This window comes from Pseudomonas sp. LB3P58 (assembly GCF_054897895.1).
The window spans coordinates 3723774-3739913 of the sequence record NZ_JBUBVE010000001.1 but is presented as its reverse complement, the minus strand read 5'-3'; the positions used below and the strand labels follow the sequence as shown (position 1 = coordinate 3739913).

At 60.1% G+C, this 16140-nt stretch carries 6 protein-coding genes; 4 read left to right on the top strand and 2 right to left on the bottom strand.

Annotated features, from left to right (window positions below; genetic code table 11):
* Positions 1-71 precede the first annotated feature (71 nt).
* The 4 genes from ACYZTZ_RS17360 (at position 72) to ACYZTZ_RS17345 (ending at position 14459) form a co-directional block, all read left to right on the top strand.
* Positions 72-11114 (top strand): peroxidase family protein, encoded by an 11043-nt coding sequence (locus ACYZTZ_RS17360; RefSeq protein WP_461999143.1) that lies wholly within the window; start codon positions 72-74, stop codon positions 11112-11114.
* A gap of 345 nt (positions 11115-11459) precedes the next feature.
* On the top strand, positions 11460-12926 hold the full coding sequence (locus ACYZTZ_RS17355; protein WP_461999142.1) for an ArnT family glycosyltransferase: 1467 nt from the start codon (positions 11460-11462) through the stop codon (positions 12924-12926).
* A 30-nt stretch (positions 12927-12956) separates the two neighbouring features.
* A complete protein-coding gene (locus ACYZTZ_RS17350) occupies positions 12957-13289 on the top strand; it encodes a DUF3606 domain-containing protein (protein WP_461999141.1) in 333 nt (110 codons plus the stop codon).
* Positions 13290-13763: 474 nt separating this feature from the next.
* Positions 13764-14459, top strand: coding sequence for a tRNA (adenine(22)-N(1))-methyltransferase (locus tag ACYZTZ_RS17345; RefSeq protein ID WP_461999140.1), 696 nt, complete (start codon positions 13764-13766; stop codon positions 14457-14459).
* A 46-nt stretch (positions 14460-14505) separates the two neighbouring features.
* On the opposite strand, the gene ACYZTZ_RS17340 is transcribed toward ACYZTZ_RS17345, so the two are convergent.
* Both ACYZTZ_RS17340 and ACYZTZ_RS17335 read right to left on the bottom strand, forming a co-directional pair.
* A complete protein-coding gene (locus ACYZTZ_RS17340) occupies positions 14506-14928 on the bottom strand; it encodes an MAPEG family protein (RefSeq protein ID WP_461999139.1) in 423 nt (140 codons plus the stop codon).
* A gap of 81 nt (positions 14929-15009) precedes the next feature.
* On the bottom strand, positions 15010-15963 hold the full coding sequence (locus ACYZTZ_RS17335) for a hypothetical protein (RefSeq protein ID WP_461999138.1): 954 nt from the start codon (positions 15961-15963) through the stop codon (positions 15010-15012).
* Positions 15964-16140: the final 177 nt, after the last annotated feature.

Here is a 16140-nt window from a genome sequence, read left to right as displayed (position 1 = left end):
GCACCGGACTGGGCGTGGGAGGATTCTTATCGTCCCGTGTCCTTTCCCCAAAGAGATCGAGGGCAATCAAAATGGCCAATTTCAACAAGTCGGACCTGGAATTCATCCTCAAACAAATCTTCATCGCAGAAGCGCATGCCGACGGCGCCAGCCTCAGTGATTTGCTACCCAACAGTCAGGTGCCATTCGGCCTGCGAACCGTCGATGGCAGCTACAACAACCTGGTCGCCGGGCAAAGCGAGTTTGGCGCTGCGGACAATTCCTTCCTGCGCCTGCTTGATGCCCAGTATCGAGCGGCCTATGCCGCGTCAGGGAATGTGACCGACCCGCAGCCACGGATTATCAGTAACCTGATCGTCGACCAGACCGCCAACAACCCGGCCGCAGTAGCGGCGAACGGCGGTGCAGACCCGGTGATCAGCCCCGGTCTGGATGGCGTGTTCGGCACGGCCGACGACAAGGAAGTGTTCTTCATCCCCAACGTGTCGCCGGACGTTGGTCTGACCGCCGGCTTCAACTCGTGGATGACCTTCTTTGGCCAGTTCTTCGACCACGGTCTCGACCTGGTCACCAAGAGCAGTACCGACTTCGTGTTTATTCCGCTGCAGCCGGACGATCCGTTGTACGTACTGGGCAGCCCGACCAACTTCATGGTGCTGCCACGTGCAGTGCATACCCCCGGCGCGGACGGAATACTCGGCACTGCCGATGATGGCCAGCCCAACACCACCTCGCCGTTCGTGGACCAAAGCCAGACTTACAGCTCGCACCCCTCGCATCAGGTGTTCCTGCGCGAGTATGTCCTCAACGCGGCAGGTGACCCTGTTGCAACGGGACGCTTGATTACCAACCGCGATCTCGGCGGCGATGGCAAGTTCGGCACGGCCGATGATGGCGACGGCGAAAATGGCGGCATGGCGACCTGGGCAGTGGTCAAGGCCCAGGCCCGTGACATTCTCGGTATCAACCTGACCGACGCCGATGTGCACAGCGTGCCGCTGCTGGCAACCGATGCGTATGGCAACTTCATCCGGGGGGCGAGCGGCATGCCGCAGGTGGTGATGCGCGTCAGTAACGGTGCTGACGGGATCGCCGGGACAGCTGATGACGTCACTCAACTGGTCGAAGGCAACCGGGATACTCCGATCAGCCTGGCCAACGCCGTGAGCGCCGGGCATGGCTTCCTCGACGACATCGCCCACAATGCCGCGCCGGTAGTCGTCGGCGGGGTTCTGCAGGCGGATGCTGACACTGATATCGGTAATGCGCAGCCGGTTGGCGCGGGCGGCAACAACCTGACCTACGACAACGAACTGCTCGACGCTCACTACATTGCCGGCGACGGCCGGGTGAACGAGAACATCGGCCTGACCACCGTGCACCATGTGTTCCACTCCGAGCACAACCGCCTGGTCCAGCAAACCAAGGACACCCTCCTTGCCGCCGGCGATCTGGCCTTCCTCAATGAGTGGCTGGTGGACGACGTGGCCGCGATACCGACTACACCCGCCGAAATCGCGGCGTTGGTGTGGGACGGCGAACGCCTGTTCCAGGCCGCCAAGTTCGGCACCGAGATGCAGTACCAGCACCTGGTGTTCGAGGAATTCGCGCGGACCGTTCAGCCGCAGATAGATGGATTCCTTGCCCCCAACGGGTATGACACTTCGATCAACCCGGCAATCCTCGCCGAGTTCGCCCACGTGGTGTACCGCTTCGGTCACTCGATGTTGACCGAGACCGTCGATCGCTTCGACCCCGAGTTCAATCCGCTCCTCACTGACCCGAACAACCCGGACTCGCAAATGGGTCTGATCGCGGCCTTCCTCAACCCGCTGGCGTTTGCCGGCAGCGGGGCGACGGCGGACGAAGCGGCAGGGGCGATCATTCGTGGTGTGACCCGTCAGCTCGGCAACGAGATCGACGAGTTCGTCACCGAAGCGTTGCGCAACAATCTGCTCGGCCTGCCGCTCGATTTGCCGGCCCTGAACATGGCGCGTGGTCGCGACACGGGCATCCCCACGTTGAATGAAGCGCGCCGTGAGATGTACGCATCGACCGGCGACAGCCAACTCAAGCCGTACATCAGTTGGGCTGACTTTGCCGACCACCTCAAGCACCCCGAGTCGTTGGTCAACTTCATCGCTGCCTTTGGCACGCATGACACGATTACGGCGGCGACCACACTGGCAGACAAACGCGCTGCAGCCTTGGCGCTGGTATTCGGCGGTGCGGGTTCACCGGCTGACCGCCTGGCCTTCCTCAACAGCACCGGTGACTATGCCAACGTAACGCTGGCCGGCAAGGATGGGCTGATGGGGACTGCCGACGACGTGACGGGTGTGACGATCACGGGTCTCGACGACATCGACTTCTGGGTCGGTGGCCTCGCCGAAAAGAAAATGCCGTTCGGCGGCATGCTCGGCTCGACGTTCAACTTCGTGTTTGAAACCCAGTTGGAGGCGTTGCAGAACGGCGACCGCTTCTACTACCTGTCGCGTACCGCGGGCCTGCACTTCGGCACCGAGTTGGAGAACAACTCCTTTGCCAAGCTGATCATGCTCAACACCGATGTCACCCACCTGTCGAACACCGTGTTCCTGACGCCAACGTTCAGCCTCGAAGTGAATCAGGCCAATCAATTCACTAACCTTGGCGTGGACGGCAAAGCCGATCCAACAGGCGGCATCATGATCAACGGCGTGGAAATCGTGCCGCTGGTGATCCGCGACAACCCCGACACCCCTGGTCTGGACAGTAATTATCTGCAGTACACCGGTGAAGACCATGTCGTCCTGGGCGGTACCGCCGGTAATGACATCATCATCTCCGGTGACGGCGATGACACTGTTTATGGCGACGCAGGCAACGACCGCCTCGAAGGTGGCGCCGGCAACGATGCGGTGCTTGGCGGCGCGGGCGATGACATCATCACCGACTCGTTCGGCGACAACCGTCTGGAAGGTAATGCCGGTAACGACGTGATCGTGGCCGGTAGCATGCTGGCTGCAGGCAACCTGATCCTGGGTGGCGATGGGCAGGACTTTATCGTTACCACCGAAGACATCACCACGACCTTCGGCGGTCAGGGTGACGACTTCATCCTCGGTGCCAAGACCAACCTGCCGCCTACCGGCAACGAAGGGGATGACTGGATCGAGAAGGGCACCCAGGACGGTGCGCCTGGCGATAACTTCGCGCCGTTGCTCACTGACGATGTGGTCGGCAACGACATCTTTGTCGGTGGCGGTGGCTTCGACGAAATGATCGGCGAGGGTGGCGATGACATCTTTGTCGGCAGCGATGCCCAGGACAAGATGGACGGCATGTCCGGTTTCGACTGGGTGACCTACAAAAATGACAGGGTCGGCGTGACCGTTGACCTGTCCTTGGCCGCGCTGGCACAACCACACGGCAACGCGCCAAACCAGAACGCCGGGGTGTTCAATCCGGTCGGCGCCTCGCCGGCCTCGATTCTTGACCGTTTTGCCGAGGTCGAAGGCTTGTCCGGTTCGAAATACGGCGATGTGCTCAAAGGCGATGATGTTGATGCGGTCACTCTCATCAACCACGGTGGTGCCACGGGCGGTGCGCTGACCAATGTGGCGTTGATCCACGGACTGGAGCAGTTCCTGGCCGATGCCGGTTTGCCGACCACCGGCTTTGCCACTGGCAACATCATCCTCGGTGGCAATGGCAGTGACCTGATCGAGGGGCGCGGTGGCGATGATCTGATCGATGGCGACAAATGGATCAACGTCAGAATTGCGGTGTATGCCGCCGACGACGTCAACCATACCGGTCCCGAGATCGCCTCCTTCGACAGCATGGTCGATATGATTCCGCTCATGCTGGACCGCACCTATAACCCGGGTCAGCTCAAGGCCGTGCGGGAAATCATGCCCGGTACCTCGACGGGCGGGGCGGCCTTTGACACCGCCATTTACTCCGGGCTTCAGTCCGAGTATGTGGTGACTCAGAACACCCGCGGCACGGCCGATCTGGCGGACGATGTCTGGACGGTGACGGATACCGTAGTGGCTCGCGACGGCACCGATACCCTGCTGCATATCGAACGCCTGCAGTTCGCCGATAGCCAGCGAGTGCTGGTGACGGGGCTGAACGCACAACCGGTGGGCAGGCCGACCGTCACGGACGGAAACGGCGGCGCGATAACAGTGGGCGACACACTGACGGTGAGCATGGCCGGTGTACGCGATGCCAACAACATCGCGGTGGGTAATCTGCAGGGTACTGTCAACAACACCTCGGTGTCCTACTATTGGCAGTTCGAAGCCAATCCAGGCACCGGCGTATTCGAGGACATCATCCTGTTGCCGGCCGGCGACCTGGCGTTCCAAAGTGCCGACGGCACCTCGTTCAAGGTCTCACCGGACCTTGCCGGGCTGTCACTGCGGGTCAAGGCGATCTACCAGGATGGTCATGGCACGACTGAAATAGTGTTCTCGCAGCCGACGGCCGTGGTGGTTCCCGGCGCGCCGGTTGTGCCGACGGCGCCGACACCTGTAGTCGATGCCACTGCGGGTGGCGAAGGCCTTCACATGGTCCGCTCCGACCTCAACTTCATTCTTGATCAAATCAAGATTGCCGAGGCCGACGCGGCCGGTCAGGACATCCTCTCGCTGATCCCGAATATCCGCGCGCCATTGGGCCTGCGTGCGGTCGATGGTTCGAACAACAACCTGATGAACCTCAACGGCATTAACAACACCGAGTTTGGTGCCGCCGATAACACCTTTCCGCGCTTGACCGATCCGGTCTTCAATCCGGCGGAAGGTGCACCTGCCGGGTTCTTTGGCCCCGGCTCGCCGGCCATCCCGGGATCGTCGTACCAGCAGAACAGCGGCAATGTGTTTGACTCGCAGCCGCGCACCATCAGTAATCTGATCGTCGACCAGACGTCGAACAACCCGGCGGCCTACGCCACGGCTTACGACCCGGGTGCGGACGGTGTGCTCAACTTCGGCACGGTGGGTAACGACGACGTGCTCAAGGATGGCGTACGGATAGTCGCCAGCCCCGGCATGGATGGTCAGTTCGGTACTGCCGACGACCACGATGTGTACCTGTTCGAGAACACCACAGCGGATGCGGGGTTGTCCGCGCCGTTCAACGCCTGGATGACCTTCTTCGGGCAGTTCTTCGATCACGGTCTGGACCTGGTTACCAAAGGCGGTTCGGGCACCGTCTACATCCCTCTGCAACCGGATGATCCGCTGTATGTGCCTGGTGGCCACACTAACTTCATGGTGCTGACCCGCGCGACCAACCTGCCAGGGGCGGATGGCGTTCTCGGCACGGCCGACGATATCCATGAGCACACCAACACCACCTCGCCGTTCGTGGACCAAAACCAGACCTACAGCTCGCACCCCTCGCATCAGGTGTTCCTGCGCGGTTATGAGCTGACAGACAACGGCCCCATCGCGACCGGCAGGCTGATCACTAACCGTGACCTGGGGGCGGATGGCAAGTATGGTACCTCGGACGACACCGAAATCGGTGGTATGGCGACCTGGAAAGTGGTCAAGGCGCAGGCCAACGACATTCTGGGTATCCACCTTACCGATGCCGACGTCGATAACGCGCCGTTGTTGGCGACTGACGCCTATGGCAATTTCATCAAGGGGCCGAACGGCTTCCCGATGGTCGTGATGAAGGGTGCTGACGGTCTTGGTGGCACGGCTGATGACGTCCTTGTCGAAGGCAATCCGCTTTCCCCCATTAGCCTGACCAATGCTGTGCGCACCGGTCACCAGTTCCTCGTCGACATTAACAACAATGCAGCGCCGGTGTTCAGCGGTGGCGTGCTCGTGCCTGACGCGGATACCGACATTGGCAACGCAGTGCCGTTCAATCCGCAGACCGGGGCCAACCTGGCCTACGACAACGAACTGTTGGATGCGCACTACATCGCTGGCGACGGCCGGGTCAACGAGAACATCGGCCTGACCACGGTGCATGCGATCTTCCACTCCGAGCACAATCGGCTGGTCGCGCAGACCAAGGACACCGTGCTCGATTCGGGTGACGTGGCCTTCCTCAATGAGTGGCTGCTCAATCCGGTGAACGCGTTGCCAGCCAACCAGGCTGAGATCGATGCGCTGGTGTGGAATGGCGAGCGCTTGTTCCAGGCTGCCAAGTTCGGCACCGAGATGCAGTATCAGCATCTGGTGTTTGAGGAGTTTGCGCGGACCATCCAGCCAAGGGTCGACCTGTTTTTTGCACCGACCCAGGTCTATGACGTTGACCTCGATGCCTCGATCGTCGCCGAGTTCGCCCACACCGTGTACCGGTTTGGCCACTCGATGCTGACCGAGACCGTCGATCGCTTCGACGTTAATTTCAACGTGGTGGGCGATCCGAACAGCGCTGATCCGAATCAGCAAATCGGCTTGATCGCGGCGTTCCTCAACCCGTTGGAGTACGCCGCCAGTGGTGTGACGCCAGAGGATGCGACCAGTGCGATCATTCGTGGGGTGACTCGCCAGGCCGGTAACGAAATCGATGAGTTCGTCACCGAGGCGCTGCGCAATAACCTGCTCGGTCTGCCGCTCGACCTGCCGGCGCTCAACCTCGCCCGTGGCCGCGACGTAGGGATTCCCTCGCTCAATGCGATCCGCCGCGACATCTTCAGCCAAACCGGTGATACCCAACTCAAGCCGTACAGCAGCTGGGTCGACCTGGTGCAGCACCTCAAACATCCGGAGTCATTGATCAACTTCATCGCGGCCTATGGCACGCATGAGACGATCATGGCGGCGGACACGCTGGCAGAAAAACGCGCTGCAGCTATGGCGCTGGTATTTGGTGGTGCTGATGCGCCGTCTGACCGCTTGGCCTTCCTCAACGGCAGCGGTGACTGGGCCAACGTGACGCTGGCCGGCAAGGATGGGGTGCTGGGGACTGCCGACGATCTGAGGGGAGTGACCATCACGGGCGTCGATGCCATCGACCTCTGGATCGGCGGCCTGGCCGAAGAGAAAACTCCGTTCGGCGGCATGCTCGGCACGACCTTCAACTTCGTGTTCGAGAACCAGCTGGAAAAACTGCAGGACGGTGACCGCTTCTACTACCTGGAGCGTACCGCTGGCCTGTCGATGAACGCCGAACTGGAAAGCAACTCGTTCGCCAAGCTGATCATGGCTAACACCTCGGTCACGCACTTGCCGGGCCTGGTGTTCTCGGACCCTGCGTTCTATCTGGAAAGGGACCAGAGCAAGCAGTACAACGATGGCCTGGGCAACGCCGATCCGCTTAGCGACAACAACCAGCAGGTGGTGTTCCGCGACAACCCGCTGACGGCGGGGCCGGACGCCAACTACATCCGGTACTCGGGTGACGAGCACATCGTGCTGGGCGGTACCAACGGCGCAGACATCCTCGTTTCGGGTGGTGGCGATGACACTGTCTGGGGTGATGCCGGCAACGATCGCATCGAAGGCGGTAACGGCAACGACCAACTGCGCGGTGGCGCCGGCGACGACATCATCACCGACCTCGGTGGCGACGATAACATCCAGGGGGGCGACGGCAACGACGTGCTGCACGGAGGCAACGGCATCAACCTGATCATTGGCGGGTTCGGCAATGACTTCATCGTGACCGGTGAGGACGCTTCCGAGGCCATTGGTGGCCAGGGCAACGACTTCATCCTGGGCAGCAAAGCCAACGAACAGGACATGGGTAACGAAGGCGACGACTGGATCGAGAAGGGCACTTCGGACGGTGCACCTGGCGACAACTTCGACCCGGCTGGCAATGACCCGGTGATCGGCAACGATGTATTCATCGGCGGTAACGAGAACGATAAGTTCAATGCCGAAGGCGGCGACGACATCATGGTCGGCAGTCTTGGCATGGGTGACCGCTATATCGGCGGCTCCGGCTATGACTGGGCAACCTTCAAGGACCTCGCCCAGGGCGTGACCATCGATTACAGCGACCGCTTTTTCGATGTTCCACCGGTGCCGGGTTCGGGTGCTTCGGCGCTGGTGCGTTTCGACATCGTGGAAGGTCTGTCGGGTTCATCGCACGGTGACTTCCTGCGTGGTGATAACGAAGATGCAACTTCGCTGCCTACCGCGGGTGCAACCGGCAGCGTGCTGACCAACATCAGCCTGATCAACGGCCTGTCCGATCTGCTGGCAGCCGGAGCGACGTTCTACGACGGCGGCAACATCATCCTCGGCGGTAGTGGTAGCGACCTGATCGAAGGTCGCGGTGGTGACGACATCATCGATGGTGACAAGTGGCTGAACGTACGCATCAGCGTACGGGCGAACGCTGATGGCACTGGCCCGGAAATCGCCACGTTCAACAGCATGGAGCCGATGGTGCAGCTGATGCTGAACGGTACTTACAACCCAGGTCAGTTGGTCATCGTGCGGGAGATTCTGACCGGCGATAACAGCTTCGACACTGCGTTGTTCTCCGGTAATTTGGGGGAATACGGTATCGAGATCGATGGCGACACTGTCATTGTGACCGACTCGGTGGCGGGGCGTGATGGTGTCGATCGCTTGACGGGTATCGAGCGTCTGCAGTTCGCTGACGTGTCGCAATCGTCCGGAGTGGGCACCGCCCAAAACAGCGACCCATTGGGTCATCTGGCAATCATCGATGCTGCCACCGGTGTGCGTGATGAAACGCCTGTCGCCGGCCAGTTGCTGCGCGTCAGTGATCGGGGGGTACACGACGCGGACAACCAGAGTGTGGCCAACCCGACCGGCGCTGTGACCGGTGGGGTGGCTTACTACTGGCAGGTCGAAAACATTCCCGGTACGGGTGTTTATGAAGACATCACCTTTGTCGCCGCTGGCGAGGTATCGCGGGCGATCGGCGCCACCTACCGGGTGGCGGACGATGTGGCGGGCCTGAACATCCGCGTCCGGGCGGTGTACCAGGATGCCAAGGGCACGCTGGAGATCGTCGACTCGTCCGGGAACAGTACTCCGACCGAAGGGCCGACCGTTATCGGGCTTGCCGTGCAGAACCAGGTGTTGACCGCTGACCCGTCGAGCATCATCGACCTCGATGGCCTGAGCAATCCGCAGTTCACCTACCAGTGGCAGGCGAACGACGGGCTTGGCTTCGTCAACATCGCCGGCGCTACCGGTAGCACGTTCGCGCTTGGCCAGACTCAGGTCGGCCAGGAAGTGCGCGTGGTGATGGGTTACGTGGATGACTTCGGTGTGGCCGAAAGCGTTTCGTCCAACATCCTGGGGCCGGTGGACAACGTCAACGATGCACCGACTGCAGGGCCGACTGTAACCGGGCTTGCAGTGCAGAACCAGGTGTTGACCGCTAACCCGGCGAGCATCATCGACATTGATGGCCTCAGCAATCCGCAGTTCACCTACCAATGGCAGGCGAACAACGGGCCTGGCTTCGTCAACATCGCCGGCGCTACCGGTAGCACGTTCGCGCTTGGCCAGGCTCAGGTCGGCCAGGCAGTGCGCGTGGTGGTCGGTTACGTGGATGACTTCGGTGCGGCCGAAAGCGCTTCGTCCAACATCCTGGGGCCGGTGGCCAACGTCAACGATGCACCGACAGGCGTGTTGCTGATCAGCGATACGACACCGGATCAAGGGCAGGTGCTGACCGCGCTGACGGGTGGGATTGCCGATCCGGATGGGCTGGGCACCTTCAGCTTCCAGTGGCAGCAAGGTGTCGGCGCGTCCTTCACTAACATCAACGGCGCGACGGCTGCGACCTTCACCCCTGGTGCGGCGCAGGTCAATCTGCAACTGCGAGTGATCGTGCGCTACACCGATGGCTTCGGCACGCTGGAGTCGGTGACCTCGGCGGCGACGGCGGCGGTTGTGGTACAGGGCGTGGTACTGCAGGGCAATGCTTTGGCGAACACCCTCACCGGCACCGCGGGTAACGATGTGCTGCTTGGCCTGGGCGGGAACGATACGCTGAATGGCCTCGCCGGTATCGACCAGTTGTTTGGTGGCACTGGCAACGACATCCTCAACGGCGGAGACGACAACGACGTCCTCAATGGCGAGGACGGCAACGACGTCCTCAACGGTGGGCTCGGCGCGGATGCCATGAACGGCGGTGCTGGCAACGACACGTTTGTGGTCGACAACGTCGGTGACGTTGTCACCGAGGCGCTGGGTGGTGGTACCGATCTGGTGCAAACCAGTCTGACGAACTACCTGCTCGGTGCCAACGTCGAGAACCTGACCTATACGGGCGCCGGTAACTTCACCGGTACCGGTAACGCGCTAGCCAACACCATCACCGGTGGGGTGGGTAACGACTTCCTCAATGGCGGTGCAGGTGCTGACCGGTTGGTGGGGGGAGCCGGCAACGATACCTACGTCGTCGATGCAGCCTTGGACGTGGTGGTCGAGGTGGCGGGTGGCGGTGTGGACACCGTGCAGACTTCGCTGGCCAGCTACACGCTGGGCGCTGATGTCGAGAATCTGACCTACACCGGAGTCGGCAACTTCGTCGGCAACGGTAACGGGTTGAATAACGTCATCACCGGCGGGGTGGGTAATGACACCCTCAATGGTGGCGGCGGCAACGACATCCTCACCGGCAACGGCGGCAACGACACACTGAATGGCGACGCCGGTAACGACCAACTGTTCGGTGGCATTGGCACGGATACCCTGAACGGCGGCACTGGCGATGACAGCCTCGATGGCGGTGATGGGGCGGATGTCTTGAATGGTGGAACAGGCAACGACACGCTGCTCGGTGGTGACGGTAACGACACATTGTTGGGTGGTACCGGCAATGACTTTATCGATGGCGGTACTGGCAACAATACGGTCACCGGCGGTGCCGGCAACGACGTGATGGTTGCCAGCAGTGGCAACGATATCTTCATGTTCGCATCGGGCTTCGGGGCCGATCAGATCATCGGCTTCGATGCCAACGCGGTGGGCGGCCAGGACCTGCTCGATATTTCCGCGTTCGGTGTCACTGCTGCGACCTTTGCCGGCAGCGTCATCATCACCGATGTCGGTGCGGATACCTTGATCAGCTCCGCAGGAATAGCTGACTCCATCCGCCTGGTCGGTGTGGCCGATGCAACAACCGTCACTGCCGCAGACTTCATTCTCGCCACTTGAGGTCCTGATCAGTACTGTCGCAGACGCGTGAAAAGCGGAGGGGAGGGCATGGATGCCCTCCCTTTTTCTTTTTAATAAAACTGGCCGTTTTTTACTTCGATTGCCTGCATCGCACTCAGCCATAGTCGGGTAGAACAAGGAAAATTGATATTCCCGGGCTGAAAAGTGTGATTAGCGCACGCTAACTTTTCTACAGCCTTGGCTACACTTCGTGTCCCGTTGGAAACCAGCGGGAACTTACGTGAAGGCGCAATACGTTGTTATTAGTTCACGAAAACACGATGAGCTGACCTGTTGGGCAGACTCACGTATTTTCGTGCATCTTGGGGAAGGAGTAAGGCGTGTATGAGTAGAGAAGGCGTGGCATTCCTGCCGATGCAAACCGCGCGGCGCGCGCTGGACTGGCCAACCCTGGGTGTGGCGGTGTTGCTCCTGCTGCTGTTTTATTGGGGGCTGGGGAGTTTGCCGTTCATGAGCGTCAATGAAGCCCGGCGCGCCGTTACGACACGGGAAATGCACGAGGCTGGCCAATGGCTGTTGCCGTACATGAACGGCGAGCTGTACCTGTCCAAACCGCCGCTGTTCTATTGGCTGGCCCTGGTCAGCACGTCACTGTTGGGCAGCCTCTCCGAATGGAGCGTGCGCCTGCCTTCGGCGCTGTTTGCGACGCTGTGTTGTCTGACCTTGTATCGCCAGGCGAGTGCATTCGCCGGGCGACAAGTGGCGCTGCTGGCTGTGGTGTTCCTGGCGGCGAATGCCGGGTTCAGCCTGTTTGCCCGCCGGGCAGAAATCGAAATGCCTTTGACCAGCCTGTGTCTGCTGGCGCTGTTTTGTGCAGGGCGCTTTCTGTTCGCGCAAGGCGGTCGCAGCTGGGTCTGGCTCAGTTATGGGCTGCTCGGCTGTGCCTTGCTGACCAAGGGGCCGGTCTGTCTGTTGTGGGTGACCGCACCGATACTGGTCTATGCGTTGATCAGCCGCGATCGTCTGGCCCGAGCTTTTCTGTGTGACGGCTGGGGCTGGATACTTGCGGTGCTGGTCGGGATTTCCTGGTATCTGGCGGTGTCGATGCAGGAGGGCTGGGGCGTCTGGTCGGCCATCCTCAACGAAGACATCGTCAAGAAAATCAATGGCCAGGGGGCAGAAGCCTGGTATGCCTATCTGTTGTATCTGGCTGGGGATTTCTTTCCCTTCTGGCTGATATTGCTGGTACGGCCGCGGCAACTCTGGCACGCCATCCGCCTGAGCCCGCAGCTGACCCTGTTGCTGTGCTGCATTCTGGTGCCGCTGCTGCTGTTCTCGCTGTTCACCGAAAAGCACGCCAAGTACCTGTTGCCTATCTACCCGGCCATCGCCCTGCTGTTGGCCTGGCACTGGAGCCAACTGCTGACCCAGGCCCGGCACCCTTGGCAGCGCTGGAGTCTGCGCATTGTTCCGGCCGTGGTACTGGCGGGATACACGCTGTTCTACTTGGGTCTTGAAGGGCGGGTGTTCGCCCATCGGATCGACGGATTTGCGCAGATAAAGGCCGCCACCGACGCGTACCCAAACTTCCCGACCTATAGCTTGGGAGCTGCGGACATTCGCCTGGTCTATTACATGGGGCGGCCCGTCAGTTCGATCACCGAGTCGCAGGCCGGCAGCGTAGCCGATACGCCGGGCCTGCTGTTTGTCCAGGAACCGCTTCCAGCGGCATTGCAAGCCCTGGCGCCTTGCACACTGACGCGGATCGAGTCGTACCTGAAACCCAAGCGTTCGGCCCTGCTGCTCGGGCTGGGCTCTTTGTGCGCCAATCAGGGCCAGATCAAGCCTTGAAACTGCGACATTGAAGCTCTGCATGACTGGATGTCGGCCCGGCGTGATCTTGTGCCCAACGGATCGGCAACCGCATATCGCTGTTCGCATAATTCACGGAATTTTCACAAAAGCCAACGCGGCCTTACTCAACCGGCTATTCTGGTTTTGCACCCTAAACATGACATGGAGAGTCCGATGGAAAAGCGAAAGCCTATACGCGGCACCGACGCGATCAGAATCAACATACAAGACAGCACAGAACTCAAGTATTGGGCTGAAAAATTTGGGGCTTCCAAGGATGAGATCAGATCAGCTGTCAAAGAGGCCGGTGATTCGCTAACCGCAGTCAAGCGACATATCAAACACATGCAACACGCTTAAGCAGACAGGCCCTGCACATTGCGGGGCTTGTCGTTTCTGTCCCCCGCCTGTCCATGAATGCTTCCCACTGACTCTTAACTGCTGAATAAGTTGATAAGACTCCAGGCTGTTCCTATCGTAAAAATGAAAAGAATGAGTACCAGCGTGAGGATTAGCGGCTCGATGCGCATGAAAGTGACTCCTCGGAAGGGCTGGCATTGCTCGCCTGATCTGCGGCGCAGGTGTTTTTCAAGGCAACTAGTGAACACACAGCATTCTCTGTGCCAAAAAAATTAACAGCCTATAATCCCCCGCCGACGGGGCAGCCTGATTCTGTGGTCAGTTCTCCATCGAAAAAGTTGAAACTGGATGCGGGTAATACAGCCCATTTATGGGGAATTTCTCTCAACGTGGGTATGGCAATACCACAGGTGCTTGCGCCTTTCGCTACCTGCTGATATCGACCTGACGCGGACACTGAAAAAGGAACGGCGGTTGAACGAACAGACATTGTCCCAGCGCCTGGAGCGCGTGGCGGCGCATGTGCCAGCAGATGCGCGCCTGGCCGATATCGGCTCGGATCACGGCTACCTGCCGGTGGCGTTGATGCGCCGTGGCGCGATCGCGGCGGCGGTGGCCGGCGAGGTGGCATTGACGCCGTTCCACTCGGCCGAACGCACCGTGCGCGAGAACGACCTGGACCAGCGGATCACCGTGCGCCTGGCCAATGGTCTGGCGGCGATCGAGCCGGGAGACGGGATCACGGCGATCAGCATCTGCGGCATGGGCGGTGAGACGATCCGCGACATCCTCGACAGCGGCAAGGCACGCCTGAGCGGCCAGGAGCGCCTGATTCTGCAGCCCAACGGCGGCGAGCAGCCACTGCGCCAATGGCTGATGGAAAATGGCTACCGCATCCTCTGCGAGGAACTGTTGCGGGAAAATCGCTTCGACTATGAAATCATCGTCGCCGAGCGCGCCGGGCCGGTGACGTACACCGCCGAGGAGCTGTACTTCGGCCCGCTGCAGATGCAGGCACGCAGCCCGGCGTTCCTGATCAAGTGGCGGCGCATACTGCGCGAGAAGCAGAAGACCCTGACCCACTTTGCCCGTGCGCGGCAGGCCGTGCCCGAGGAGAAGGTGCAAGACATCGCCCGACAGGCCCGGTGGATCACCGAACTTCTGGCTTGAGCACGGTCCAGGGTTTGTACGAAAAAATCGCCCCTGGTTTGTGTCTTCATACGCCGTAACAAGCGGCTATAACAATGAGTGCGAGAAAGCAGACCAACTGCACGCAAAAGAAGGTAAACCGAACCGCCACGAACGTATCGGTTTGCACATGGGATACGTGAACCAGAGACTGACACACGCGAGCGATCAGGACGATTATCGACAAGTAGCTCACTGCAGGGCCGTCGACACCAAGGGCTGAAATCACCAACACGATGACGCCAAAAACAGGCAGGTTTTCCACACAGTTCGCGTGTGCTCTTGTCCCGCGCCGATACCAATCCTCGCCTTCGAGCTGATCGCTTCGGAAAGAAGCAATCGGAACATTCGAGAACAGGATTCTGACCCAGCGATACACCCCGACGGTTGCCATCAACAGCAGCAAAGTCCAGGTCGCAAATCCAAGCAGCATCCACATCGGAATCGTCATGGCTGCCTTCCTCAATCAATCATTTTCAGCACGTCATCGCACCGTAGCGCGACCGACGCGCGGTCGGTCGCCCCCTGTCGATCAATTGCTCATGATGGGTGCCAGTGCGGTCTGAATCCTGGACAGCTGTGCAGGAGTTGTCATGCGCGTCAGCAGCCGGCCAAAGTGTGGATGCTGCACGCCCGAGTTAATGTATTGCCAGCGGTAGGCGCTCAGCACGGAGGCTTTGATTTGCGCTGTCTCATCGACACTGAACGATCGTGAAACATTTCGAATGAAGTAGTCGGCATCGGATGCCGATTGTGCCTGCAGGATTGCGTCGACGGCCGCCACCAGCGCAATCAGATCGTTCACTGCCTGGTCGCGCTCGGTTAGCGAGAGTTTCGCGTGCTCCGCCTCCCACTCGAGTTCATCGAGTACGACGTGCCGGCTTTCATCCTTCCAGTGAAATTTGAAGACATCCTTGAAGAGTGGGCACAACTCCTCGTGCGGGGCGATGCTTTGCACGTAGTGCGTCTGAACAAACAGCTCGATATGACAGGTCAGCGCCAGAACCGACCAGGTGCTGGCCGCCAGTACCGCGCGCGCCACATCGTTTGGATCAGCAACTTGACGATATCCCGCTGGCAATTGCGTACCCATCATCGTCTCAATGCGCCGGAACAGCTCCTGATGCTTGATCTCGTCGTTGGAAAAGCGCACCAGCGCTTCGAGTGCGAGCTGATCGTCAAATACGTGGGCCCGACCTTGATCGAGCATTTTGGCACTGATAAAACGCTCGACCAGGCCAAAGATATACGCATAGGTTCGACCCTGAATCTGGCTGAGCAGGCGCGCCTCGTCCGCGGCGAGAAAGGTCAGGCGGTCGATCCGCGATAGTCCATCGGGCAAGAATTTGCGCGAGAAGTCGAAGCTGCGGTCCTGTAGCAAATCGCGATCGATCTGCCATTCCGCTTTCTTCGATGATCTGACAAGTTGAGCATAACGGGCGGCGTTGCCCGAATCTGAGCTGGGTAGGGTCGCTGCGGTGTTCATATTGATCTCCGGCTTCCGTGGTCGAGTTGGAGTGGGCCAATTACGGTTAACGCGGGAGTCAATGACCAGTGGTGAAGCATCTGGGGATCGCCTCGATCACAGTGTCCGCGTTGGTGCTAATCTGGGCCTCGCAGTTCAGGCGGTGAATGACCAGTGCCCCTGATTACATGCTCCGGA

What these genes read in the sequence shown, in the direction of transcription:
- ACYZTZ_RS17335 (WP_461999138.1), bottom strand. Translation starts at nt 15,963, where the DNA reads ATGAACACCGCAGCGACCCTACCCAGCTCAGATTCGGGCAACGCCGCC.
- ACYZTZ_RS17360 (WP_461999143.1), top strand. Translation starts at nt 72, where the DNA reads ATGGCCAATTTCAACAAGTCGGACCTGGAATTCATCCTCAAACAAATC.
- ACYZTZ_RS17340 (WP_461999139.1), bottom strand. Translation starts at nt 14,928, where the DNA reads ATGACGATTCCGATGTGGATGCTGCTTGGATTTGCGACCTGGACTTTG.
- ACYZTZ_RS17355 (WP_461999142.1), top strand. Translation starts at nt 11,460, where the DNA reads ATGAGTAGAGAAGGCGTGGCATTCCTGCCGATGCAAACCGCGCGGCGC.
- ACYZTZ_RS17350 (WP_461999141.1), top strand. Translation starts at nt 12,957, where the DNA reads ATGTCGGCCCGGCGTGATCTTGTGCCCAACGGATCGGCAACCGCATAT.